Below are 23,474 nucleotides of genomic sequence, written 5' to 3' on the forward strand. Positions count from 1 at the left end.
CGTCAGCCGGGTGCCTGTTACTCGTAGACGTGCGGTGCCAGGGTTCCGATGAAGTCAAGGTTGCGGTACCGCTCCGCGAAGTCCAGGCCGTAGCCCACAACGAACTCGTTGGGGATCTCGTAACCGACGTACTTGACGTCGATTTCCACCTTCGCAGCGGTGGGCTTGCGCAGCAGCGTGCAGATTTCGACGCTGGCCGGGCCGCGGGACTGCAGGTTGGTGCGCAGCCAGGACAGGGTCAGGCCGGAGTCGATGATGTCTTCGACAATCAGCACGTGCTTGCCGAGGAGGTCCGTTTCCAGGTCCTTGAGGATCCGGACGACGCCCGAGGACTGAGTGCCGGAGCCGTAGGACGAGACTGCCATCCAGTCCATCGTGACGTGGCTGTGCAGGGCACGGGAGAGATCAGCCATGACCATGACGGCGCCCTTGAGCACGCCGACCAGCAGGATGTCTCGCCCGGCGTAGTCGCGGTCAATCTCGGCTGCGAGTTCGGTCACCCGCGTTTGGATCTGTTCCTTGGTGTAGAGAACGTGCTTGAGGTCTGACTGGACGTCGTGTGAATCCACGAATGGCTCCCGGGTACGAGATGTTGCAGCTGGATTTTAGGTGCTGCTCTTTTTCCTAAAGACAAGATTGCCATAGCCGGAGGGGCCTTGGGGAACGGGATTTGTGCGCACCTGGCGGTAAACGCTCACTTTGCCGACCAGTTCCACCGGGCCCGCGGACCCGGTGCGGCGCAGAAGTGCCTCCACTGAACGCAGTCTCTCGTAGCTGGGCTGGGCGGCTCCGAGTTCGACGGCGGCCAGAGCCAGGACGCGCTGGCGTACGGCGGGAGCCAGCTCACGCAGCTGTGCTTCCGGCAGCAGGAGCGTGCCGGAATCAGCAGTCCCGGCGCCGGCGGCATCCGCTGGAGAGACGCGCAGCCGCTCAAACGTTTCGGCGCTCACGGCGTCGAGGTAGTCCGCGTCATTGGCGAGGATACGTGAGGAACGGAACAGCGCCTCGGCGATTCCCGGGCCCAGTTTCTCTTCCAGGAACGGCAAAACCTCTGCCCGGACCCGCGACCGGGCAAAGGCCGGATCGGAGTTGGTGGGATCAAACCAGGGATCCAGGCCCTCGCTTTCGCAGATCTCCTCAGTCTCGCTGCGGCGCAGCCCGAGCAGTGGACGCAGGTATTTCCCGCGCACGGCCCGCATGCCTGCCAGCGACCGGGTGCCCGATCCGCGCGCGAGGCCCAGGAGCACCTGCTCGGCCTGGTCATCCAGTGTGTGCCCGAGCAGCACGGCGCTGGCGCCGGTCTCCTCCACGGCCTCGTCCAGGGCCGCGTACCGTACGGTCCTGGCAGCCGCTTCCGGACCCATGCCAGTGGCGGGCACCGAGACGGTGCGGACCTGGACCGGGTCCAGTCCCATGTTCCGCAGCTTCCGGGCGGCGGCTGCGGCGACGTCGGCCGAGCCGGGCTGCAGTGCGTGGTCCACGACGACGGCGCCCACCCGGTAGTCGCCCCGGCGGGCGAAGAACGAGGCGGCTTCGGCCAGGGCCAGGGAGTCCGGACCGCCGCTGCACGCCACCAGCAGCAGCGGCGGCGGAACGGCGGCGGTGCCCCGCGGCGCCAGCCCGGCGTCGTCGAGCGCTTCCCGGATCATGTTCCGGGCCTTGCCGAGGGTGGGGTTCAGGCGTTTGCGGGGTCGCCCTGAGGTGGAGTTCGAGGGAACACCGGGGACGAAAAAATCAGAGTCTTGCCTGTGCACGTGCGGTTACAGTCCCATCCGGGTCATCCACAGGGAGGGATTGTGGATTTCAGCTTCGCTGGGAAGATTGGCCGGGCCCTCCCAGACCCGGTTGAAGCCGTCCATGCCGGCGCCGTCGACAACCGCACGGACAAACTTCGAGCCGTCCTTGTACTGGCGCATCTTGGCGTCCAGTCCCATGATCTGCCGGAAGAAACGGTCCAGCCAGCCGTGGCTCTTGCCGCGGGCGTTAAAACGCTGCCTGATCGTCTTCACGCTGGGAACGATTGAGGAGTCGACGGCGTCCATCACCACGTTGGCGTGGCCCTCCAGCAGCGACATGACCGCGGTCAGGTGGGACATCCGTTCCTTGTCCTCGGGGTCCTGCAGCAGGGACATGATGTCCATGGGCCGCTTGGGAACGCCGTCACCACCGTCACCGCCATCACCGCCGGTTCCGCCGGTCAGCGCCTCGCGGCCGGCAGGCGACGCGAGGGTCTTGGCGGCCTGGCCGATGCGCTCGGACAGGGTTTGGGCCTTGTCCATCAAACCGTTGGTGAGCATGCCGATCTGTTCCAGCATGTGATCGCGCAGCCACGGCGCGGCCGCGAACTGGACCCGGTGGGTCTGCTCGTGCAGGCATACCCACAGCCGGAAATCAGCCGGGACCACGTTCAGTTCACGTTCCAGGGCAATGATGTTCGGTGCCACCAGCAGCAACCGGCCGCCGGAAGGACCGCCGGGGGTTTTCGCGGAGAACGGATCGTACTGTCCGAGCACCTTCGAGGAGAGGAAGGCCAGGACGGCGCCCAGCTGGGCCCCGGTGACGGTGCCGCTCAGGGCCGTGTTCGTGTTTGTCAGCTGGTCCGGGCGGGTTTGCGCCAGGTGTTCCAGCGCCGGGTTCATCAGTGCGGCAAAGCTGCGGGAATTGGCCTTGGCCCAGGATGCCCGGTCCACCACCAGCACCTCGGAATCGCGCAGGTCCCGGGCAGCTTCCAGCCCGGTGATGCGGTGGACGTGGGTCACTGCCTCGTCGGCGCGGGCGCGCAGGTCCGCAACGGCTTCGCGGATTTCGCGGGCCGGCATCTTGGGGCCGGCGGATACCAGGGTGGCCGCAGTTCCGGCGGCCAGGTCCCAGTTCACCAGATCGGGGGCGGCTGAGGCGGGGTGGCGCTGATAGCTCTCCATTCATCCATCAGACCACATGGCCTCCCTCATTGAAGAGGGGTTCGCTCAACGCCAAACGCCGTCAGCGGCAGCCGCACCCGGCCAGGACGGCTGCGGCGGCGTCGACGGCGTCGCGGGCCTGCGCCGTGTTGGCCTCGAGTCCATTGGCCACGAAGGCGAAGGACAGCAGCCGGCCGTCTGCGTCAGTGACGTACCCGCTGAGCGATGTCACGGCGAACAGGGTTCCGGTTTTGCCCCGGACGATGCCGGCGGCGGACTCCGAAGGCGGAGTGCCGTCGGAGAACCTGGAGGCGAGGGTGCCGCTCAGCCCGGCGACCGGGAGGGAGTATGGCAGGGCACGCACGTCGTTTTCCGTTGTGGTCAATGACGCCTGCACCGTTGCGGCGAGCTGCCCGGTGGTGATTTCCGTTCCGGCGGCCAGCCCGGAGGCATCGGCCAGGACCAGTCCCGCCGTATCAACGCCAAGCCGGGACACCGCGGCAGCCACTGCATCCGTTCCGCCCTGGAACGTTGCTTCCCGGCCGGTGGCCAGTGCACTCATTCGGGCCAGTGCTTCGGCCAGGTAATTGTCCGAGGTGAGCAGCATGTGCCGGACCTGGTCCGCAACGGGAGCCGACTCAACCGCGGCCAGCTGCTCAGCGCCGTCGGCTGCGGTGCCGCGTTCAATGACGGGGTTCACGCTGAATCCGTATCCGGCGGCCGATGTTTTCAGCGCGCCGGCAAAGGCCTTGGCCGCCGCCAGGGCTGCGTCGTCGACCCGCGGACCGGAGGAGACCCCTTCTTCGGCCCAGGCGGAATTGATGGCCAGCGGATACAGAGCCGCCATTTCTCCGGCCTCCACGTCCTCGGTGCTCCAGTCCGGCGACAGGGAGTCCCCGGTGAAGAGAGTGTCGTCGACCTGGACGCGGACGGTTCCCGTGGTTCCCCGTGCCTTTAGTGCCGCCGCCGTCTTATCGGCGAGGGTGGCCAAGCCGGCCCGGGCCGCCGTATGGTCTTCATCCGATTGGCCGTCATCAGTTTGGACTTCGTCCGTTTGGCCGCCATCAGTCTCGTCCGGCTGCTCGTCGTCCGATTCACCAGCGGTCAGGAGAACGTCTCCCCCGCCCTTGAGCACAATGGTTCCCCCGGCCCTGCCCTGGTGGACGGATGTTTCAAACCGGGTGTCGGCTCCGAGGTCCGCGAGTGCGGCGGCGGCCGTGAGGATCTTGAGGCTGGATGCCGGTGTTACCGCACTGGAGCCGTCGAGGTCATAGAGGACCTCCCCAGTCATGGCATCCAGAACCGAACCGTGGAACGTCCCGCTGCCGGTGACCGTCAGTTCGGCGTCCAGCAGTTCCTTGAGGGCCGCCGGGTCCGGGGCCGCCGATCCGGTGCCTGCCGGGACCGGGAATTCCTCGCCGCCGGCGGCAAGCCGGGATGGCGCGTTCTGGTGGGACGGCACCACGAGCTGCCGCTGGGGCTGCTCGGAACGGAGGGCGGCGAGGACCGGGGGCCCGACGTAGAGGGCCAGCGGGAGAACCAGCACGGCAAGAACCAGGGTCAGCAGCAGGCCGGTAAACGCCCGAGCCATCGCCTCACCACTGCTTTCCGTTAGCCTCGTCCACTGCCGGAAACAGTGAAAGGGCACCAAGACATATATCTTTAAGACTAGACCGGCGCCGCAGCCCGCGTTGACGCGGACACTCACGCGGCTGTTGGCGTGTTGATCAGCCTACGTTCACGGCACCGTTTTCCTTGACGCCGCGTTCGCCAATCCGTTGTGCGGTGCCCCCGGGTGCCGCGCGCAAGAGGAGTATCCATGAAGCTCGACGTCACCATCGAGATCCCCAAGGGATCCCGGGTCAAGTACGAAATCGACCACGAAACCCACCGCCTGCGCCTGGACCGCATCCTCTTCACGTCCATGGCCTACCCCACCCACTACGGCTACTTCGAGAACACCCTCGGTGAGGACGGCGATCCCCTGGACGCGCTGGTCATGCTGCAGGACTTCGACCTGATGCCGGGCGTCCTGGTGGAATCCCGCCCGATCGGCGTGTTCAACATGGTGGACGACGGCGGCGGAGACGCCAAGGTTCTGTGCGTTCCCGTGGACCCGCGTTTCGATCACATCCAGGACATCTCGGACGTGTCCGACTTCCTGCTCGATGAGATCAAGCACTTCTTCACCAAGTACAAGGACCTGGAGCCGGGCAAGTGGGTTGAAGCCGCTGACTGGGCCGGCCGCGAAGCTGCCGAGACCGAGGTTGAGGCATCCCTGAAGCGTTTCGAAGCGCTCGGCGAAGGCAGCGAAGAGGACGAGCCCCAGGGCCGCGACGTCGACGCCGATCCGAAGAACAACTAGCACTTCCTGCCCGGCCGGTGCCCCAGCGGTGCCGGATCCGGATCAGCGCCCGACGGCGGCTGCCCCCTTTACGGGGCGGCCGCCGTCGTCGTTTTGCACTGATTCCCTGATGCCGTTTTGCTGTGGTTCCGTGATGCCGGCTGCGCCGGTCCGGTGATTTTCCTGCCCACCGTCGGGGCAAGGCTTACGATGGCGCGCCGCAACCGAATCCGGTTGTTTTTCCTGCTGCTCTGGCATGCTGATCCCATGCATTACGTGCTGACCATTAACCAGCGGGACTCGCGGGAATCCGGAGACCTCGTCCCGGACCTGATCCGGTCACTGCGGCATCTGCCGGCATCTGTCCCGTTCCAGCGCTCCGTTGGCGACGAAGCGCAGGGCGTGCTGGCCGATGCCCCGGCGGCCGTGGAGGCGGCGCTGACGGCCATCCGGCAGCGGCGCTGGAACGTGGGGATCGGCGTCGGCGAACTGCGCCCGCCGCTGAAGCAGGCCATTCTGGATAATGACGGCTTCGGACTGGTCTACACCCGCCGCGCCGTGGACCGGGCACGAAAAACCGGCGAGCGTATTCCGCTTGCCGTGGACGGTCCGGATATGGATATTGCGGCCGAGGCCCAGGCTGTCCTGCGGCTGCTCGGCCAGATAGTGGCAAGCCGGACCGACGCCGAATGGAAGGTCCTGGATCTGATGACGCCGGGCGCGCGCGGCCAGCAGAAGTACGTGGCCGAACTCCTGGGCATCACCACGCAGGCAGTCAGCAAGGCTGTGGTGCGCTCCCACTGGCAGGAGGAGTGGGCAACCCGTCCCGCCGCAGCCCGGCTGCTGTCGCTCTGCTACGGACCGGCGGCACTGCCGCCTGCAGCGCTGACCTACTGACCAGCCGGGGTTACGCCGGCTTAGGCCTGAGCGTCCGACAGCCCGCGGAGAATTGTTGCCGCGCCGTCTTCATAAACGGTTCCCGTGACTTCAGTGGCCGCTTCCAGGACCTCCTGCGGAGCCTGGCCCATGGCCACTCCCCGGCCCGCCCAGCCGAGCATCTCGATGTCATTGCGGCCGTCACCCATGGCCAGGGTGTGTTTCCGGTCGATATCCAGGGTGCAGCGGACCTTTTCCAGGGCGCTGGCCTTGGTGACGCCCTCGGCCGCGATATCCAGCCACGCGGTCCAGCCCACGGAATACGTCACGCCGTGCAGCCCGATGGCCCGCACCGCCTCGCCGAACTCCTCGGCGGTTGAATCGGTGCTGAACACCACCACGCGGACCGCCTCAGCGCTGCGCAGCCGTTCAAAGTCGACGGGCTGGGCCTCGACACCAAAGCTGGCGTCCTGGAACCGTTCCGTGGAGAGGAAGTTGCCGTGGGAGTCCTCGAGCGCAAATTTGGCCGTGGGCAGGCTGACCCGCAGGGCGTCCAGTGCCACCGAGGGGTCAAAGACCACCCGGTCCAGCACCCGGTAACCGTCGGGCAGTGAAGTGTCGATTTCCAGGGTGACGCCACCGTTGGAGCACACGCAGTAGCCCTTGGTGATGCCGAGGCGTTCCAGGATGGGAAGGGCCGCTCCGTACGAGCGTCCCGTGGCGATCACCAGGTGGTGCCCGGCCGCGATGGCGGCCTGTGCGGCTTCGCGGACACCGGCGGACATGTGTCCGTCATGGTCCACGAGGGTGCCGTCAACGTCCAGTGCTACGAGGTGCGGATTGTTACGGGGATCTTGCCGGTCTTCGATGCCGGCACTTGTCAAAGTAGTCATCTCCCTTATTTAAACAGAAGACCGCTGATCCTCAAAGGACTCATCTCACATCTGCGCTGATTCCGGCAACAACTTTCCCTCCGGCACCACCTGTCCCTACAGGACGGGCAGGACCTCGAGTCCGCCGAGGTAGGGGCGAAGGGCGGCAGGCACCGTGACGGATCCGTCCGGGTTCTGGTGGTGCTCCAGGATGGCCACGATCCACCGGGTGGTGGCCAGGGTTCCGTTGAGCGTGGCCACGGCCCGCGTTCCCTTGCCCTCGCCGTCCTGGCGTTCGCGGATGTTCAGTCGGCGGGCCTGGAAGGTGGTGCAGTTGGACGTGGATGTCAGCTCCCGGTAGGCGTTCTGGGTGGGAACCCATGCCTCGCAGTCGAACTTCCGGGCGGCGGACATGCCCAGGTCCCCGGCTGCGGTGTCGATGACGCGGTACGGCAGCTCCACCTTGGCCAGCATTTCCTCTTCCCAGGCCAGCAGCCGCTGATGCTCCGCGGCGGCGTCCTCCGGCTTGGTGTAAATGAACATTTCCACCTTGTTGAACTGGTGGACGCGGATGATGCCGCGGGTGTCCTTGCCGTGGGATCCGGCTTCCCTGCGGTAGCAGGAGGACCAGCCGGCGTAGCGGACGGGGCCGCCGTTCAGGTCCAGGATTTCGTCGGCGTGGTAGCCGGCCAGGGGCACCTCGGACGTGCCCACCAGGTAAAGGTCGTCGTCGGCCAGACGGTAGATCTCGGCGTCGTGCGCAACGTCGAACCCGGTGCCCTGCATGGTTTCGGGGCGGACCAGCGTGGGAGTGATCATGGGAACAAAACCGGCCTGCACGGCCTGGTCCATGGCCATGTTCAGCAGTGCGAGCTCCAGGCGGGCACCGACACCGCGCAGGAAGTAGAACCGCGAGCCGGAGACCTTGGCGCCGCGCTCCATGTCAATGGCGCCCAGCAGTTCACCGATTTCCAGGTGGTCGCGGGGTGTGAAGCCCTCGGCCTCGAAGTCACGGGGCTTTCCGACCGTCTTGAGAACCTCGAAGTCGTCCTCGCCGCCGGCCGGAACGCCGTCCTGCACCAGGTTCGGGATCCGGCGCAGCAGCGCGTCGGACTCGGCCTGGGCGGCGTCAGCTTCGGCGCCGGCCGTCTTGACGGCACCGGCCAGTTCCTTGACCTCGGCCAGGAGCGCCTGCTTTTCCTCACCCTTGGCCTTGGCGACGCGCTTTCCAAACGCATTCTGCTCGGCGCGCAGGTTCTCGAAGCGGGTGCGGGAATCCCGGCGGGCAGCGTCTGCGGCAATGATCGCATCCACCAGGGACTCGTCCGCTTGGCGGGCGCGCTGGGAGGCTCGGAATTTTTCAGGGTTTTCGCGGAGCTCATTTACATCGATCACGCTTCAAGAGTACCCAAAACCGCGGCAGGGCCTGGCATGGACCCGGGTTAGGCTGGGAACCACTATGTCCACTCCCCAGATCCTCCTGCTTTCACTCCTCCTGGCCCTCGCGGCGGCGGGTGTGGTGTGGGCTTCGGTACGGCGACGGCGTCGCAAATCCGCGGGGCAGGCTGTCGTCAAGACGCTGGCCCCGGGGCACCAGAGAGTTGCAGTGGTCATCAATCCCATCAAGGTGCAGGCTCCGGCGGCACGGGTGCTGCTGGAGCAGGCGTGCGAGCTGGCCGGATGGGACCCGCCGCTGTTTCTGGAAACCACGGCCGACAGCCCCGGCTTTGAACAGGCGCGGTGGGCAGTGCAGTCAGGGGCCGACGTCGTTGTTGCGGCCGGTGGCGACGGAACCGTGCGGGAGGTTGCCCGTGCCCTGGCCAATAATCCGGCCGCCCTGGGGCTGCTCCCGCTGGGTACCGGAAACCTGCTGGCGCGGAACCTCGGCCTGCCGGTGCTGGACCTCCCGGCGGCCGTCAGCACCGCGCTGCACGGGCAGGAACGGCGCATCGACATGGGCACCATGACGCAGGAGAACTCGGTCACGGGGGAAACCAGCAGCAGTGCCTTCCTGGTGATGGGCGGTATCGGCCTGGATGCCGAAGTGCTGGCGGCCACCCGGGACGACCTGAAGGAACGCGTTGGCTGGATGGCCTACAGCGAGGCCGGTGTGCGGCTCCTGCCGGGACGCCGGACCAAGATGTCCATTTCCCTGGACGGCGAGCCGGCGCGGGTGCGCAAGGTGCGCAGCATCCTGTTTGCGAACATTGGGCGGCTGCCGGCCGGAATCGACTTCATCCCCGAAGCCCGCATGGACGACGGTCTCCTGGACGTGGTGGTCATGAGTCCGCGCAGCCTGGCCGGCTGGTTATGGCTGGCGGGCAAGGTGGTCACCAAATATCCCAAAGACCTTCCGGTGATTGACCACCGCCGTGCAAAGACCGTGGAAATCAGCGTGGGCCAGCCCACCCGCACCCAGTTGGACGGCGATGTCACCGGAACCGCCACCACCGTGCGGGTTCAGGTCAACCCGCTGGCGCTGCTGATCCGTTCACCGGCACCGGCCCGGCCGCGGCCCCGGCCGTTCGGGGGCCGGAACCAGGTTCCGGCCCGGAACGGGGCCGCGGCGGGCAGGACTTCCTAGGAGTCCTGGGTGCCTTCGGCGTCCGTGTAGCCGCCTTCTTCCTTGGCCGGCTGGCCGCCGTCGGCATCGTCCTTGTCGGTGTACTCGCCCTCGTCGCCGCGGTTCACCGATGCAGGCGATGCCTGCTCCCGGATCAGCTGCTCTTCCTCGGCGAAGCGGATGTCGTTGCCCTGGTCGCCGGCGTCACCGCGCCAGTTGTCATCACCGGTGGACTGCCCGCTCGGCTTGGGGTCGGTCAGCTGTTCTTCCTCATTGGGGTATTCAGACATGCGCTTGCCTTCCTGAACGTCTACACAGGACCGGCTCCGGCCCTGCTAACCGTGTGCAAAACCCTGCACACTTAACATCAGCATACTTACGACTACGGAAAGGGCGAAAGCCGGCTGTCGCCGCCGAATTACGAAGTGAGCATCATCCGCACCGCGGTTTCGGAGGCCGAGAACCCGGCAATGCCGATGACATCGCCATCCATGAAGCGGTCCACAACCCGGGGATCGATGTACGACTTCCGGGCCACGGCGGGCGTGTTCCCCAAGTGCTCGGCCACCTTGCGGGTTGTGGCGGTTACGGCTTTTTGCCGGTCCTTCTTGGTGGATACCAGGGGGAACGCACGGGCCAGGTGCATCGCTGCCACCACCGTTGCCTGCCAGGTGCGGAAGTCCTTGGCCGTGAAGTCGCCGCCGGTCACCTCTTTCAGGAACGCATTCAGCGACGAGCCGGTGATGCTGTGCCACGTCCCGTCCGCTCCCTGATAGGCAAGAGCCGTGTCCGGGTCCGGCCGCGCGAGCATCGGTTCCAAGGCTGCCACCAAGTCGGGATCTTCGATCAGGGTGTGCCACTCCTGCCCGCTCTTGCCGGGAAAATCGAACCTCACCTCGTTGCCCTGCACCGTCACATGCTCCACGCGCAGCGTAGTGGTCCCATAGGAGCCGTTGACTTCGGCGTAACGTTCCCCGCCAATCCGCAGGGCGCCGGCGTCGACAATGCGCAGCGCGGCCGCGTAGGCGCGCTGCGGGCCGCTGCCCCCGGCGCGCAGGTGCTTGGTGATCAGCCGCCGGGCAGCCGGAAGGGACTGTGCAAATTCCAGGGACCTGTCGAATTTCTCCCGGTCCTTCATCTCCCGCCAGTACGGATGATAGATGTACTGGCGCCGGCCCGCGGCGTCAGTACCGGTGGCCTGGATGTGCCCGTTGGGATAGGGACTGATCCACACATCCGTCCACGCCGGAGGTATGGCCAGGGACCGGACGCGCTCCAGGGTCTCCCTGTCGGTCAGCACATCACCGCGCAGACCCCGATAGCTGAAGCCCCGTCCCCAGCGCCGGCGTGAATATCCCGGATGCTCGCAGTTGCTCCTCCGCAGCCGCACCATGTTGTTCTCGTTTCAGGTCAATCACACATTCCGGTTCACCCTGACGTTCTTCCGCTCCGGGTGTGGGCCTTTTCTTACCGGCGGCCCCTGCGCCGAGATTAGCCTTTCAGCAGCCCCTGAAGCCAGAGGTCCGCGGAATGGAAGGCCTCGTCGCTGGTGTGTTTGGGGATTTCCGGCTCCCTGTGGTCGGCCCGGGGGTAGGACCCCAGGAACCGCAGCTTCGGACTGATCCGGTGCAGGCCCTTCAGCGCATCCGCCATCCGGGCGTCGCTGATGTGCCCGTCGGCGTCAATGCTGAAGAAGTAGTCGCCCAGGAACAGGCCGGTGGGACGGGACTCGATCCGGCTGAGGTTCACGCCGCGCGCGGAGAACTGGTCCAGGATTTCCATCAGGGCCCCGGGGTGGTCCTCCGGCAGGGGTACCACGAGGGTGGTTTTGTCCGCCCCGGTGGGCGCCGGCAGCTCTGGAGCAGCACTGAGCAGCACAAAGCGGGTCACGGCGTCGGCGACGTCGCCAATATCCCGGCGGAGCACCTCCAGTCCCAGCCGCTCCGCCACCAGCGGTGAACAGATGGCGGCGTCGTATCCCGGATCCGCCGAGGCGAGCCCGGTTGCCGCTGCGGCGGTCGACGACGCGGGAAGATATTCTGCCTGCGGAATATGTTTATCCGCCCAGTCCCGGCACTGCGCCCAAGCGTGGGAATGCGTGGAAACAGTCGATATTCCGGCCAGATCCAGCCCGGGCCGCACCGCCAGGACAAAAGTGATTGACACCAGGATTTCACGCTGGATACGCAGCGGATGGCCGGTGGAAATCGCGTCAAGGGTGGCGCTGACACCGCCCTCCACCGAATTCTCGATCGGCACCACCGCGGCATCAGCACGGCCGCTGCGGACCATTTCCAGCGCAGCGCTCACGCTGGTGGCGGGAATCCGTTCGGCTGTTTCGGCGCCCGGAACCTGCAGCAGGGCAGCTTCCGTAAAGGTGCCTTCAGGGCCAAGGTAGGTGTAAGTCGGCGTGCCGGAGACCGGGGCTCCCCCATCACCTTCACTCAGCGGATTACTCATACGACCGTGGGTTCCTGCCCGTTGTCCGAAACCATGGGCTTGCCGGCTTCCAGCCATGCACCCATGCCTCCGGTGACGTTCACCGCGGAGTAGCCATGGGATTCCAGCCATGCCGTGGCCCGGGCGCTGCGTCCGCCCGTGCGGCAGATGACTGCAAGATCCTGGTCGGGGTCCAGGTCGTTGAGACGTTCGGGAAGTGCGTCGAGCGGAATGTGGAGGGCGCCGTCCACATGGCCCGCTTCCCATTCGTAGTCTTCCCGCACATCCAAAATCCTGGCGTTGCTGCTGATGTCGCCGACGGATACGTTTTCCATTTGCGGACTCCTGTTCCTTGCTGGTTGGGGCCCGTCCGGCATGCCGGACCCAGGACCCCCGGGTCGATTCCCTCCCAGCCTATAGTGGGAGCCCTGCCCGGAAAATAATCCGCACGTCCCGGAGGTCACATGCCCGTTCCGCCGCTTCCCGGCTCCGCCTATCTGCCGCCGGATGAGCCCACGGCTCTTGCGTGGCGGGACCGCCTTGCATCGGGGGAAGTCAGCGCCCGCGAAGTGACCGCGCACTTCCTGCAGCGGATTGAGGAACGAAACCCCGCCCTGGGCGCTTTCCTGCTGGCAACACCGGAAACCGCCCTCCGGGAGGCAGCCGAAGCGGACGAGCGGTTTGCCCGCAGCGGTCCGGCGGGAATGCTCCACGGGATGCCTTTGGCCCATAAGGATCTGGCCGACGTTGCCGGCATTCCCACCACCCTGGGCACCGCCGCACTCACACCGTATGTCCCGGCGCAGGACGGCCCGCTGCCCGCCGTCCTGCGCCGCGCCGGGGCCATCAGCCTGGGCAAAACGCAGGTTCCGGAATTTGGGCTGAGCAGCTACAGCGAAAATCTTGTGGGACCTCCGGCGCGTAACCCCCTGGACCCCTCACGGAGCCCCGGCGGTTCCAGCGGTGGCAGTGCCGCCGCGGTGGCAGCGGGAATGCTCCCGTTTGCCCCGGGCACCGACGGTGGTGGATCCGTGCGCATTCCGGCGGCTGCCACCGGCCTGGTGGGCCTGAAACCAAACCGCGGCCGGGTGCCGTCCGGCGGCGGCCAGAACGATCTGGGCCAGTTTGTGGTGGCCGGGCCGCTGGCGCGCACCGCGGCGGACGCCGCCCTGCTGCTGGACGCCATGGTTGCCGGGCCCAACCACCACGCAACGTCGGCCGCGCCCGTCGACGGCAGTTTCCTGGCCGCAGCACTGCGCGCCGAGGGAAGGTTCCGCATTGGCGTGAGCACGGTTTCACCGTTCTCTTCCCGCTTGGACATCACACTGGACCCCGAGGCCACCTCAGCGCTGGAGGCCGGAGTCCGCGACCTCGCGGCGGCAGGACACGACGTGGTGGACGCAGACCTCAGCTATGACGAGAGGTATCCGGATGCCTTCCGGACGGTGTGGACGGCGTCGCTGGCCACGCTGGAGCTGCCCCGGGGCGGGGAGGCACGGTTGACCCCGCTGACTGCCGCGGTCCGCCGCCGGGCCCTGCGCCGTTCTGCGGCCGACCTGGTCTCGGCCATCGACATTCTGCGCCGCTTCGAGGAAGACACCATCCGCGCCTACAGCGCTTACGACATGATCCTCACCCCGGCCCTGGGCATGACTCCGCGCCCACTGGGGTGGTACCAGGCAAACGAACCGGGGGCCGGAGCTGGAGATGAGGACGCCCTGGGCATGGAGGACTACGCCCGGCAGTGCCGCTACTCCCCCTACACCTCCATGGTCAACGTCTGCGGACTGCCGGCCATCACGGTGCCGACCCTCAAGACGGAAACAGGACTGTCCATGGGCATCCAGCTCATTGGGCGGCCCGGGGCCGAGGCCCAGCTGCTGTCAGTGGCCGCCCAACTGGAGAAATAAACCGCATATCCTACCCCACGCTGTCCCGCAGCCCTTCCCAACAGCCGTAACAGTGTGCCGTGGCACCGATTTGTTCGTGACCTTTCTCACCGGGGCTCCTGCGGCAAAAGCCGCAGGACGGAGATTTATGGGCTGACGCCGCTGGAGACTCCCATGCTCCGGTGCGAATATGTTTGGGTGAGTTCTAATCCCAGCACCTCAGCCGCTCCGCCGGCCCGCAAGTCCTTTTTCGGCCATCCCCGTATGTTGGCGAACCTCTTCAGCGTTGAGCTGTGGGAACGGTTCTCCTTCTACGGCATGCAGGGCATCCTGCTGTACTACATGTACTACTCGGCTACGGAAGGCGGGCTGGGCATTGACCTGGCCGTCGCCACCGGCCTTGTCGGTGCATACGGAGGTGGCGTCTACCTGTCGACCATCCTCGGTGCCTGGATCGCGGACCGCCTGCTGGGTTCCGAGCGCGTGCTGTTCTACGCCGCCGTCATTGTCATGCTCGGCCATATTTCCCTGGCCGTCCTGCCGGGCGCCGCGGGACTTGCCGCCGGCCTGATCCTCATCGCCCTCGGTTCCGGCGGTGTGAAGGCCAACGCGACCTCGCTCGTCGGAACGCTGTACGAAGAGAAGGATGAGCGCCGCGACGCCGGTTTCTCCATCTTCTACATGGGCATCAACATCGGCGGCCTGCTTGGCCCGCTCCTGACCGGTCTGGCCTGGACTGAATACGGCTTCCATTACGGCTTCGGGCTGGCCGCCCTGGGTATGGCCATCGGCCTCATCCAGTACGGCATGACCCGCAAGTACCTGCCTGAATCCGCCCATGAGGTCAGCAACCCGCTGCCCCGCGCGCAGTTCACCAAGGTCATCATCTGGACAGTTGCCGCCATCGCCGTCATCATCCTGGCCGTGGTCTTCGGCCTGCTGGGCGCACAGAACCTGGCAGTGGTCATGGCCGTGGTGGCCATCCTGGCGTCCATCGGCTACTTCGTGGTGATCCTGACGAGCAAGAAGGTCAACAAGCTCGAACGCCGCCGCGTGTACTCCTTCATGCCGATGTTCATTGCCAGCGCAGCCTTCTGGGCCCTGTTCCAGCAGCAGTTCACCGTGGTGGCCATCTACGCCGACACGTCACTGAACCGCGACCTGTTTGGCTGGGAGATGCCGCCGAGCTTCGTGCAGTCCATCAACCCGATTTTCATCATCGTGTTCGCAGCGGTATTCGCCGGAGTCTGGACCAAGCTGGGCGACAAGCAGCCGTCCTCCCCGCTGAAGTTCGCCCTGGGCCTGGCCGTCATGGGCCTGGCATTCCTGGCCTTCATTCCGTTCTCCGGCGGAGGCCCCAACAGCACTCCGCTGCTGGCCCTGGCCGGGATCCTGCTGCTCTTCACGTTCGCTGAGCTGTTCCTGTCCCCAATCGGCCTGTCCGTGGCAACCAAGCTGGCGCCGTCCATTTTCCGGACCCAGATGGTGGCTCTGTTCTTCCTGTCCGTTTCCCTGGGCACCACCCTGGCCGGCTGGCTTGCACAGTTCTACAACCCGGATACCGAAGTCAGCTACTTCCTGTTCAGCGGCATCACGGCGATCGTCCTGGGCGTTGCCCTGGCCGCAGCCACTCCCGCCATCAAGAAGCTGATGGGTGGCGTGCGCTAAGCAGCACAGCACCGCACCACCCGCGGCTTCGCGGGGCAGACAACAACGACGACGGCCCACGCCGTCGTCGTTGTTGTTTAACTCCCTGCCCTGGTGCTAAACCTGAAACAGTAAGCACACTGACGATGAGGAGGATGCCGTGACTGACACCAAGGGCAGGGGCACCGGCAAAGATCCCGCCGAGGCCGCGGACAACCCGGCGGAAGCGCTGGCGAAGGACGCCGCTGACTTTGTCCCCGACGGAACCGGGGGCCTGAATGAAACCGACGACCAAGTGGAAGTCCACGCGAGTATTTCCGAAGGCATGAACTCGGAGAACAAGACCTCCGGCACCACTTCCACCGCTTCACCGGCGGACGGCCGAAAGCCCTAAAGGAGCGCTACTCCTGCCAAGGGGGTGTTTGTTTGGCATGCTTAGGGGTATGTCTAACCGAGCTGGCACAGTTGCCCAACCCTCCGACCTTGTTGACCTGACGGCGCTCTTGGATGCCTACTACGACATCTCGCCCGACATGCAGGACCCCTCGCAGCGCGTGGTCTTCGGCACGTCGGGCCACCGCGGATCATCCCTGAACGGTGCCTTTAACGAGCCCCACATCGCCGCCATCACGCAGGCGATCGTCGAGTACCGCACCGGACAGGGCATCACCGGCCCGCTGTTCATGGGCAAGGACACCCACGCGCTGTCAGAGCCGGCACAGAACACCGCGCTGGAGGTCCTCGCCGGCAACGGCGTGAACGTCCTGATCGATTCCCGCAACGGCTTCACGCCCACTCCGGCGCTGAGCCACGCCATCCTCAAGCACAACACCGGCCGCACCGAGGAGGCCGACGGCATCATCATCACCCCGTCGCACAATCCTCCGGCCGACGGCGGCTTCAAATACAACCCGCCCACCGGCGGGCCCGCCGGGTCGGAGGCCACCAACTGGATCGCCAACCGCGCCAACGAGCTGCTGGAAGACGGACTGCGCGGAGTCAAGCGCATTCCCCTCGGCGAGGCCCGGCTGGCCGACTCGGTGGGGACGTACGACTTCCTGCAGAACTATGTCCAGGACCTCCCTTCAGTCCTGAACCTCGATGCCATCCGCGAATCCGGGCTCCACATCGGGGCGGACCCGCTGGGCGGCGCATCAGTGGATTACTGGGGCGCCATTGCCGAGATGCACCAGCTGAACCTCACGGTCGTCAACCCGAACGTGGACCCGCAGTGGGCCTTCATGACCCTGGACTGGGACGAGAAGATCCGCATGGACTGCTCCTCGCCCTACGCGATGGCGTCCCTGATCTCCCGCGCCGGCGAATATGACATCGCCACGGGCAACGACGCCGACGCCGACCGCCACGGAATCGTCACCCCGGATGCCGGGCTGATGAACCCCAACCACTACCTCGCCGTCGCCATTGACTACCTGTACCGCAACCGTGCGGACTGGCCGAAGAACGCCGTCGTGGGCAAGACGCTGGTGTCCTCCTCGATGATCGACCGCGTGACGGGCGACCTGGGCCGCACCCTGATGGAGGTCCCCGTGGGCTTCAAGTGGTTTGTCCCGGGCCTGCTCAGCGGTGAAGCGGCCTTCGGCGGAGAGGAATCCGCCGGCGCGTCCTTCCTGCGCCGTGACGGCAAGGCGTGGACCACTGACAAGGACGGGATCCTGCTGGCCCTGCTGGCCTCGGAAATGACCGCTGTGACGGGCAAGACGCCGTCCCAGCGGTACCGGGAGCTGACCGGAAAGTTCGGCGACCCGGAGTACGCCCGCGTGGACGCCCCGGCCAGCCGGGACCAGAAGGCGGCGCTGGCCAAGCTGTCGCCGTCGGACGTCACAGCCACCACCCTGGCCGGCGAGGAGATCACCGCACGGCTCACCGAGGCGCCGGGCAACGGTGCTCCGGTTGGCGGGCTGAAGGTGACCACCGAGAACGCATGGTTTGCCGCACGCCCCTCCGGCACCGAGGACGTGTACAAGATCTACGCGGAGTCCTTCAAGGGCATCGAGCACCTGCGCACGGTCCAGGCCGAAGCCAAGGCCATTGTGGACGGGGTTATTTCCTAGCCCGGCCTAGCCCGGCCCCGCGAGATGGCGGAAAGTGCGTTTCCCAGGCCTGGGAAGGGCAGTTTCCGCCATCTCGCGGTGGGGTGGCGGATTCAGAGCAGGCGGCGCAGCAGCCGTCGCTTGAGCCCCGTGTAGGGCGGGTAGGCGACCTTCAGCGTGTCCAGCAGCGTTCCCTTGGTGAAGACCGGGCGTAGCTGGCTGAACGTGTCGAACGAGTACTTGCCGTGATAGGCACCGGTGCCGGACGCACCCGCACCGCCAAACGGCAGTCCGGGAACGGCCAGCTGCACGGTGCTCACGTTGTGGTTCACGCTGCCGGCCCGCACGCCGCGTTCGAAGGCCTTCCGGGCCGCGGGGGACTGCGTGTACAGGTAGGACGCCAGCGGCACCGGACGTGCGTTGATAAACGCCATGGCCTCGTCCAGGTCCTTGACGGTGAGCACGGGCAGGATCGGTCCGAAAATCTCTTCCTGCATAACCGCCGAGTCCGGCGGCACATCCGTCAGGATGGTCGGTTCCAGGTACAGCGAGTCCCGGTCGCCGCGCCCGCCGGCAAGAACCGTGCCGCTTTCCAGCAGCCCGTGCAGACGGTCCCAGTGCCGGGCATTGATGATCCTGCCCAGGTCAGCGCTCCGGGCCGGATCTTTGCCATACAGCTCTGTGACGGCCTTGGCCAGCTGCTTGCGGAGCTTCGGAGCGGCATCCTCTGTCACGAGGACGTAATCCGGTGCCACGCAGGTTTGGCCGGCATTGAGCATTTTGCCGAACACCAGGCGGCGGGCCACAGCGGCCATGTTCCCGTCCAGGACGACGGCGGGTGACTTGCCGCCGAGTTCGAGCGTGACCGGTGTCAGGTACTTGGCCGCCGCCTCCAGCACCACGCGGCCCACCCGCTCTCCTCCGGTGAAGAAGATGGAATCAAACCGCTCGGCGAGAAGAGCCGTGCTGGCCTCCTGCCCGCCCTCCACCACCACGACGGCGTCCGGGTCCAGATACTGCGGCACAAGCTCGGCAATGACCGCCGACGCGGCGGGCGCAAGCTCGGAGGGCTTGAGGACCGCTGCGTTGCCCGCTGCGAGCGCGCCGATCAGCGGTGCCAGCAGCAGCTGCACCGGATAGTTCCACGGTGCAATGATCAGCACCACGCCGAGCGGCTGGGGTTCGGTCCTGGCTGATGCGGGCTGCAGGCCCAGCGGCACCGGAACCCTGGTGCCGCGGGTCCACTGCGCCAGGTGCTTCAGCGCATACTCCGCCTCAGCCCGTGTAATGGACAGTTCCGTCAGGTATCCCTCCAACGGATTTTTTCCGAGGTCGCTGGCCAGGGCAGCGGCGAACTCAGACTCCCGTTCGCTGAGCATGCGGATCAGGCCGTGGAGCTGCGCGCGCCTCCATTCCAGCGGCCGGGTCCGGCCTGAGTCGCAGGTCCGGCGCACTGCCGCAACCAGTGAGCTGATATCCAGTTCCGGACTGTTCCCTGCGGTTTGCAGGACGCCGGCGCTCATCGGCGTGCCTCCGGCGCAGCATGTGCCGGGGTTTCCGGGCGTCCCGTGAAATGGTCCATCGACTGGTAAACCTTGAACACCCGCCCGGCAACAACATCCCACAGCGGCTGCGGCAGCAGTCCCCGCAGGGCGCTTCCCAGGGGCACCGTCCACGGCAGCTGGATTCTCGCCTTGCCGGCCATGAGGGCGGCCCACGCCCGGTCCACCACGTACGCAGGCTCCATCAGGGGCGTCATCAGGGGCCCGCGGGCGCCTGCAAACATGCCGGTCTTGATGTAGCTGGGAATCAGCGTGGTGACCTGGACATGACCGTTGCCGGATTCATTCAGTTCCAGCCGCAGCGAATCGCTCCACCCGATGACCGCCCACTTGGAGGCGGTGTACACACTCATCCTCGGCACCGAGAGGGTGCCTGACGCCGAAGCGACGTTCAGGATCCGGGCCGGCGTGCGGCGGGCAATCATTGCCGGCAGGAAGGCGCGGGTGATGTGCATCGGCGCCACCGCGTTTACCTGCATCACGGCTTGGATGTCCGCCCCGGGATCGTGCTCCCAGAAGTACTTTCCGCGGACAATTCCGGCGTTGTTGATCAAGACGTCAGGCACGGCGATCTCCGCCATGGTCTCTGCGGCGGCAGCCGTTACCTCCTCCAGGGAACTGACGTCCAGCGCCCGCGGGTGGACGGCTGCCGCACCCATGGCACGCAGGTCGGCGGCAGTTGCCTCCAGGGCATCGGCGTTGCGGTCCCAGAGGACCACGTGCGCGGCGCCGCCGCGCACGGCCCGCTCGGCGTACAGCCGGCCCATCCCCATGGCCGCACCGGTGATGAGTACCGTTCGGCCCGAAACTGATATGCCCATGCTGATCCGTCCGTTCGCGGGATACGACACATTCCGACCCCGATTGCTCTGCCGGTAAAATGGTTACGCCTGCAACGTAACACCGTGGACATCAACGCCCGGTACTATTCTGCACGAACCCTCCCTTGGTCTTTGAAAGGCACATCCATGAGCAGATTCGGTACGTCTTGGACCATTCATGGTGATGGGAAGACCATTAAACCCGGTGAATATGTGGCCCCCGGGGAACGGCTGAGCTGGCCGCGGACCATTGGCATCGGCTCCCAGCACGTGGTGGCCATGTTCGGCGCCACCTTCCTGGTTCCACTCCTGACCGGCTTCCCGCCCGCCACCACTCTGCTGTTCTCAGGCATCGGCACCATCCTGTTCCTGATCATCACGGCGGGACGGGTCCCCAGCTACCTGGGCTCCAGCTTCGCGTTCATAGCCCCCATTGGAGCGGCCACTAACCAGCATGGCCCCGGCGGCGCGCTGGGCGGCATCATCATGGCCGGCGCCGTCCTGTTCCTCATCGGCCTTGCCGTCCAGGTGGCGGGCACCAAGTGGATCCAGATCCTTATGCCGCCAGTGGTTACCGGAACCATCGTGGCCCTGATCGGCCTCAACCTCGCCGGCACCGCCCGGACCAACTTTGAGGAGGGACCGGTCACCGCCGTCGTGACAGTGGTGGTGATCCTGCTGTGCACCGTCCTGTTCCGGGGCTTCCTGGGCCGGCTGTCCATCCTGATCGGCGTGATCGCCGGTTATGTTGCGGCAATGATCCAGGGCCAGGTGGACTTCCAGGCGATCGGTGACGCCGCGTGGTTTGGACTGCCGGAATTCATGTCGCCAACCTTCCACTTCTCGGTGATCGGCCTTTTTGTCCCCGTCGTCCTGGTGCTGGTAGCCGAGAACATCGGCCATGTGAAGTCCGTGGCGGCGATGACCGGCCGCGATCTTGACCCCTACGCGGGACGCGCGCTGATGGCTGACGGCCTGGCCACCGTCCTGGCTGGATCCGGCGGCGGCTCCGCCACCACTACCTACGCGGAAAACATCGGCGTGATGGCAGCTTCCCGCGTGTATTCCACGGCCGCTTACTGGGTGGCCGGCATCGTGGCCATCCTGCTGAGCCTCTTTCCCAAGTTCGGCGCGATGATTGCCACCGTACCCCCGGGCGTGCTCGGCGGCGCGGGAGTGATCCTCTACGGCATGATCGGCATCCTGGGCGTGCGCATCTGGGTGGATAACCGGGTGAATTTCTCCAACCCGATCAACCTCTCCACCGCCGGCCTGGGCCTGATCATTGCCATCGCCAACTTCACCTGGGTGGTGGCCGGCCTGGAGTTCGGCGGGATCGCCCTGGGTACGGGAGCCACCCTGATCGCCTTCCACGGAATGCAGGCCGTGGCCCGCTGGCGCGGCACCGACCCGGACCAGCCGGCCGAAGACCTGGGCGCCAAGCCGAGCCGGCTGGGCTAGCTCCAGCCTGCAGGGGCTCCCGCCGCAAACAGCGGGAGCCCCTTATTGTCAGCGGCCGTTACGCGCCTTCGAGTGCCTGGACGGTAGCCCGGGTCAGCCACCGGCCGGCCTGGGTCATGGCTTCCTGCGGGTCCGACACCAGGTCCAGCAAGCTCACGGCTGCCACCACGCCGTATTCCGCCAGCACCTGCGGCGGCAGGGTGATCCGTCCCGCCAGGGCGACCACCGGGATACCGGAATCCCGGGCCCGCTCGGCAACTGACAGCGGAGCCTTGCCGTACCGGGACTGCTCATCCAGTGATCCTTCGCCCGTCAGGACCAGGTCAGCCTTCTCCAGTGCTGCATCCAGTCCCGTCAGCCGGGCGATGACGTCGAAGCCGCTTTCCAGGGAGGCATCGGTAAACGCGAGGAATGCTGACGGAAAACCGCCGGCCGCACCGGCTCCCGGAATATCGACGTCGACGCCGGTCCCCTCCCGCAGCAGCTCGGCCCACCGAACCAGCGCTTCATCCAGCAGCAGGCGGGCCGAGGCATCGGCGCCTTTCTGTTCCCCGAACACATGGGCCGCTCCTTCCGGGCCGGTGAGCGGGTTGGTGACGTCTGCGGCGATGCGTACCCGCACGCCGCGCAGCCGGCCATCCAGGCCCGATGCGTCAATCGCCGCCGCCAGGGACAGGCCGGCGCCACCCGGCGGCACCGGGTCTCCCGCTGCGTCCAGGATCCTCAAGCCCAGGGCGGTCAGGGCCCCGGAGCCGCCGTCCGTCATGGCCGAACCGCCAATGCCCAGCACAATTTCGGTGGCTCCGGCGTCCAGTGCCTCCCGGATCAGCTCCCCACTGCCGTAGCTGGAGGCCGCGAGCGATGACTGCACGGAGGGATCCACGAGCATCAGCCCGGAGGCGCGGGCAGTTTCAATTACTGCGGTTTTTCCGGTCAGGGCCCACACAGCGGTGACGTAACCGCCCAGGGGTCCGCTCACGCTTGCCGTGTTCTCGCTGGCCCCCGCGGCGAGCGCAGCTTCCAGGGTGCCTTCTCCGCCGTCAGCCACCGGAACCATGGTCACGTCCGCCTCCGGGTACACGGCGAGCACGCCTTCGGCCATGGCTTCCGCCGCTTCCACAGCGGAGAGTGAGCCTTTGAATTTATCCGGAGCTATGAGTACGCGCATGCACCCATACTGCCAGCCCGGGGGCCGATCCGGCTCTCCGGAGGCAGTGGGTTAAGGCCCGGCCGGCCCGGAGCCACGCTGCGGCCAGGTTCCCCGCTGCGCCAGCACCTCCGCGAGCAGGTCCGCCCGGTCGGAGACCAGTCCGTCCACGCCCAGGTCGAGCAGCCGTTCCATATCCGCCGGGTCATTGACAGTCCACACGTGCACCTGCAGGCCCGCTTTGTGGCAGTGGGCCAGGAAGCGTGCGGTGACAATCCGCAGTCGGCCCTGCACCTCGGGGACCTGCAGGCACTGATACCGGCCCAACCGTGCCAGCAGCCCCGCCAGGCCGGCCGGCGCCAGCAGGACGGTCAAGGCGGTAAAGAGCACCCCGGCGGAACTGGCTGCGGGCCGGGACAGGCGCCGCAGCGCGGCCAGACGACGGCGGTCCGAAAAGGATGTCACCAGCACCCTGTCCTGCGCGCCGTGTTTGTTCAGCAGCCGTGCCAGTTCAGCGGAACCGGCGGCGTCTTTGATGTCCACATTCAACCGGACGTCCGGCAGCTGCGTCAGGACCTCCTCGAACGTGGGGACGGGTTCCGATCCCCCGATCCGCGCCTGCCGGAGCTCGCGGAGGCTCAGGCTCCGCACGGGCCCTCCGGCGCCGGCAACGCGGTCCAGCGTGGCGTCATGGAACGCCAGCAGTACGCCGTCGCGGGTGGTGCGCACATCCGTCTCCAAGTACCCGAACCCGAGCTCCGCTGCGGCGCGGAACGCGGCCATGGAGTTTTCGAGGCCGTCCCGGGAGAATCCACGATGGGAAAAGCCCAGCGGTGCCGGGGAGTCAAAATAGGAAAAGCTCACGTGCGTACTTTATCCATAGCGTCCCCGGCAGCGGC

The 23,474-nt window shown here is 66.5% G+C and carries 22 protein-coding genes; 8 read left to right on the plus strand and 14 right to left on the minus strand.

Annotated features, from left to right (window positions below):
* Positions 1-17: 17 nt before the first annotated feature.
* The 4 genes from hpt to dacB all read right to left on the minus strand — a co-directional run bounded on the left by hpt (position 18) and on the right by dacB (position 4,491).
* A complete protein-coding gene (hpt, locus tag AAE021_RS15330) occupies positions 18-569 on the minus strand; it encodes a hypoxanthine phosphoribosyltransferase (protein ID WP_152220688.1) in 552 nt (183 codons plus the stop codon).
* A gap of 36 nt (positions 570-605) precedes the next feature.
* Positions 606-1,649, minus strand: a complete 1,044-nt coding sequence (gene tilS, locus AAE021_RS15335; protein WP_342023165.1) for a tRNA lysidine(34) synthetase TilS — start codon at positions 1,647-1,649, stop codon at positions 606-608.
* A 111-nt stretch (positions 1,650-1,760) separates the two neighbouring features.
* A complete protein-coding gene (locus AAE021_RS15340; protein ID WP_342023166.1) occupies positions 1,761-2,921 on the minus strand; it encodes a zinc-dependent metalloprotease in 1,161 nt (386 codons plus the stop codon).
* Between the two features lie 61 nt (positions 2,922-2,982).
* The gene (dacB, locus tag AAE021_RS15345) at positions 2,983-4,491 is read right to left on the minus strand and encodes a D-alanyl-D-alanine carboxypeptidase/D-alanyl-D-alanine endopeptidase (protein ID WP_342023167.1); all 1,509 of its coding nucleotides are present in this window, start codon (positions 4,489-4,491) and stop codon (positions 2,983-2,985) included.
* 228 nt (positions 4,492-4,719) lie between these two features.
* Between dacB and AAE021_RS15350 the strand changes: the two genes are divergently transcribed.
* Positions 4,720-5,265, plus strand: coding sequence for an inorganic diphosphatase (locus AAE021_RS15350; RefSeq protein WP_342023168.1), 546 nt, complete (start codon positions 4,720-4,722; stop codon positions 5,263-5,265).
* Positions 5,266-5,511: 246 nt separating this feature from the next.
* Entirely contained in the window at positions 5,512-6,141 is a 630-nt protein-coding gene (locus AAE021_RS15355) for a hypothetical protein (protein ID WP_342023169.1), read from the plus strand.
* Positions 6,142-6,161: 20 nt separating this feature from the next.
* Here the strand turns inward: AAE021_RS15355 and AAE021_RS15360 are convergent, their stop codons facing one another.
* Positions 6,162-7,013, minus strand: coding sequence for an HAD family hydrolase (locus AAE021_RS15360; RefSeq protein ID WP_342023170.1), 852 nt, complete (start codon positions 7,011-7,013; stop codon positions 6,162-6,164).
* Positions 7,014-7,109: 96 nt separating this feature from the next.
* Complete coding sequence (gene serS / locus AAE021_RS15365) at positions 7,110-8,387, minus strand: serine--tRNA ligase (RefSeq protein ID WP_342023171.1); 1,278 nt, start codon at positions 8,385-8,387, stop codon at positions 7,110-7,112.
* Between the two features lie 64 nt (positions 8,388-8,451).
* Here serS and AAE021_RS15370 point away from each other — a divergent pair, with 64 nt between their 5' ends.
* A complete protein-coding gene (locus AAE021_RS15370) occupies positions 8,452-9,576 on the plus strand; it encodes a diacylglycerol/lipid kinase family protein (RefSeq protein ID WP_342023172.1) in 1,125 nt (374 codons plus the stop codon).
* Here AAE021_RS15370 and AAE021_RS15375 read toward each other — a convergent pair.
* From AAE021_RS15375 to AAE021_RS15390, 4 genes are all read right to left on the minus strand, one after another.
* Positions 9,573-9,845, minus strand: a complete 273-nt coding sequence (locus AAE021_RS15375) for a hypothetical protein (RefSeq protein WP_342023173.1) — start codon at positions 9,843-9,845, stop codon at positions 9,573-9,575. The genes AAE021_RS15370 and AAE021_RS15375 overlap by 4 nt on opposite strands.
* A gap of 128 nt (positions 9,846-9,973) precedes the next feature.
* Positions 9,974-10,855, minus strand: coding sequence for a DNA topoisomerase IB (locus tag AAE021_RS15380; protein WP_342023174.1), 882 nt, complete (start codon positions 10,853-10,855; stop codon positions 9,974-9,976).
* 191 nt (positions 10,856-11,046) lie between these two features.
* On the minus strand, positions 11,047-12,015 hold the full coding sequence (gene pheA / locus AAE021_RS15385; RefSeq protein ID WP_342023175.1) for a prephenate dehydratase: 969 nt from the start codon (positions 12,013-12,015) through the stop codon (positions 11,047-11,049).
* Positions 12,012-12,329 (minus strand): rhodanese-like domain-containing protein, encoded by a 318-nt coding sequence (locus AAE021_RS15390; protein WP_342023176.1) that lies wholly within the window; start codon positions 12,327-12,329, stop codon positions 12,012-12,014. The genes pheA and AAE021_RS15390 overlap by 4 nt, the downstream gene beginning before the upstream one ends.
* Positions 12,330-12,458: 129 nt before the next feature.
* Here AAE021_RS15390 and AAE021_RS15395 point away from each other — a divergent pair, with 129 nt between their 5' ends.
* The 4 genes from AAE021_RS15395 to pgm all read left to right on the plus strand — a co-directional run bounded on the left by AAE021_RS15395 (position 12,459) and on the right by pgm (position 17,605).
* A complete protein-coding gene (locus AAE021_RS15395) occupies positions 12,459-13,904 on the plus strand; it encodes an amidase (RefSeq protein WP_342023177.1) in 1,446 nt (481 codons plus the stop codon).
* Positions 13,905-14,147: 243 nt separating this feature from the next.
* On the plus strand, positions 14,148-15,551 hold the full coding sequence (locus AAE021_RS15400) for a peptide MFS transporter (RefSeq protein ID WP_425362489.1): 1,404 nt from the start codon (positions 14,148-14,150) through the stop codon (positions 15,549-15,551).
* A 139-nt stretch (positions 15,552-15,690) separates the two neighbouring features.
* Positions 15,691-15,924, plus strand: a complete 234-nt coding sequence (locus AAE021_RS15405; protein ID WP_342023179.1) for a hypothetical protein — start codon at positions 15,691-15,693, stop codon at positions 15,922-15,924.
* Positions 15,925-15,973: 49 nt separating this feature from the next.
* Positions 15,974-17,605: a phosphoglucomutase (alpha-D-glucose-1,6-bisphosphate-dependent) gene (gene pgm / locus AAE021_RS15410; RefSeq protein ID WP_342023180.1), complete on the plus strand. Its 1,632-nt coding sequence runs from the start codon at positions 15,974-15,976 to the stop codon at positions 17,603-17,605.
* Between the two features lie 92 nt (positions 17,606-17,697).
* On the opposite strand, the gene AAE021_RS15415 is transcribed toward pgm, so the two are convergent.
* Positions 17,698-19,107, minus strand: a complete 1,410-nt coding sequence (locus tag AAE021_RS15415) for an aldehyde dehydrogenase family protein (protein ID WP_342023181.1) — start codon at positions 19,105-19,107, stop codon at positions 17,698-17,700.
* The gene (locus AAE021_RS15420; RefSeq protein WP_342023182.1) at positions 19,104-19,967 is read right to left on the minus strand and encodes an SDR family NAD(P)-dependent oxidoreductase; all 864 of its coding nucleotides are present in this window, start codon (positions 19,965-19,967) and stop codon (positions 19,104-19,106) included. The genes AAE021_RS15415 and AAE021_RS15420 overlap by 4 nt, the downstream gene beginning before the upstream one ends.
* Positions 19,968-20,114: 147 nt before the next feature.
* On the opposite strand from AAE021_RS15420, the gene AAE021_RS15425 reads away from it, so the two are divergent.
* A complete protein-coding gene (locus tag AAE021_RS15425) occupies positions 20,115-21,428 on the plus strand; it encodes a uracil-xanthine permease family protein (RefSeq protein ID WP_342023183.1) in 1,314 nt (437 codons plus the stop codon).
* Between the two features lie 58 nt (positions 21,429-21,486).
* Here the strand turns inward: AAE021_RS15425 and AAE021_RS15430 are convergent, their stop codons facing one another.
* The gene (locus AAE021_RS15430) at positions 21,487-22,596 is read right to left on the minus strand and encodes a glycerate kinase (protein ID WP_342023184.1); all 1,110 of its coding nucleotides are present in this window, start codon (positions 22,594-22,596) and stop codon (positions 21,487-21,489) included.
* 51 nt (positions 22,597-22,647) lie between these two features.
* Positions 22,648-23,439 (minus strand): glycerophosphodiester phosphodiesterase, encoded by a 792-nt coding sequence (locus AAE021_RS15435; RefSeq protein ID WP_342023185.1) that lies wholly within the window; start codon positions 23,437-23,439, stop codon positions 22,648-22,650.
* Positions 23,440-23,474 lie beyond the last annotated feature (35 nt).

The organism is Arthrobacter citreus (genome assembly GCF_038405225.1).
Classification (GTDB): Bacteria; Actinomycetota; Actinomycetes; order Actinomycetales; family Micrococcaceae; genus Arthrobacter_B; species Arthrobacter_B citreus_A.

Coding starts and splice junctions, on each gene's coding strand:
- tilS (WP_342023165.1), bottom strand. CDS start 1,649: ATGATCCGGGAAGCGCTCGACGACGCCGGGCTGGCGCCGCGGGGCACC.
- AAE021_RS15340 (WP_342023166.1), bottom strand. CDS start 2,921: ATGGAGAGCTATCAGCGCCACCCCGCCTCAGCCGCCCCCGATCTGGTG.
- dacB (WP_342023167.1), bottom strand. CDS start 4,491: ATGGCTCGGGCGTTTACCGGCCTGCTGCTGACCCTGGTTCTTGCCGTG.
- AAE021_RS15350 (WP_342023168.1), top strand. CDS start 4,720: ATGAAGCTCGACGTCACCATCGAGATCCCCAAGGGATCCCGGGTCAAG.
- AAE021_RS15355 (WP_342023169.1), top strand. CDS start 5,512: ATGCATTACGTGCTGACCATTAACCAGCGGGACTCGCGGGAATCCGGA.
- AAE021_RS15360 (WP_342023170.1), bottom strand. CDS start 7,013: ATGACTACTTTGACAAGTGCCGGCATCGAAGACCGGCAAGATCCCCGT.
- AAE021_RS15370 (WP_342023172.1), top strand. CDS start 8,452: ATGTCCACTCCCCAGATCCTCCTGCTTTCACTCCTCCTGGCCCTCGCG.
- AAE021_RS15375 (WP_342023173.1), bottom strand. CDS start 9,845: ATGTCTGAATACCCCAATGAGGAAGAACAGCTGACCGACCCCAAGCCG.
- pheA (WP_342023175.1), bottom strand. CDS start 12,015: ATGAGTAATCCGCTGAGTGAAGGTGATGGGGGAGCCCCGGTCTCCGGC.
- AAE021_RS15390 (WP_342023176.1), bottom strand. CDS start 12,329: ATGGAAAACGTATCCGTCGGCGACATCAGCAGCAACGCCAGGATTTTG.
- AAE021_RS15395 (WP_342023177.1), top strand. CDS start 12,459: ATGCCCGTTCCGCCGCTTCCCGGCTCCGCCTATCTGCCGCCGGATGAG.
- AAE021_RS15400 (WP_425362489.1), top strand. CDS start 14,148: ATGTTGGCGAACCTCTTCAGCGTTGAGCTGTGGGAACGGTTCTCCTTC.
- pgm (WP_342023180.1), top strand. CDS start 15,974: ATGTCTAACCGAGCTGGCACAGTTGCCCAACCCTCCGACCTTGTTGAC.
- AAE021_RS15415 (WP_342023181.1), bottom strand. CDS start 19,107: ATGAGCGCCGGCGTCCTGCAAACCGCAGGGAACAGTCCGGAACTGGAT.
- AAE021_RS15420 (WP_342023182.1), bottom strand. CDS start 19,967: ATGGGCATATCAGTTTCGGGCCGAACGGTACTCATCACCGGTGCGGCC.
- AAE021_RS15425 (WP_342023183.1), top strand. CDS start 20,115: ATGAGCAGATTCGGTACGTCTTGGACCATTCATGGTGATGGGAAGACC.
- AAE021_RS15430 (WP_342023184.1), bottom strand. CDS start 22,596: ATGCGCGTACTCATAGCTCCGGATAAATTCAAAGGCTCACTCTCCGCT.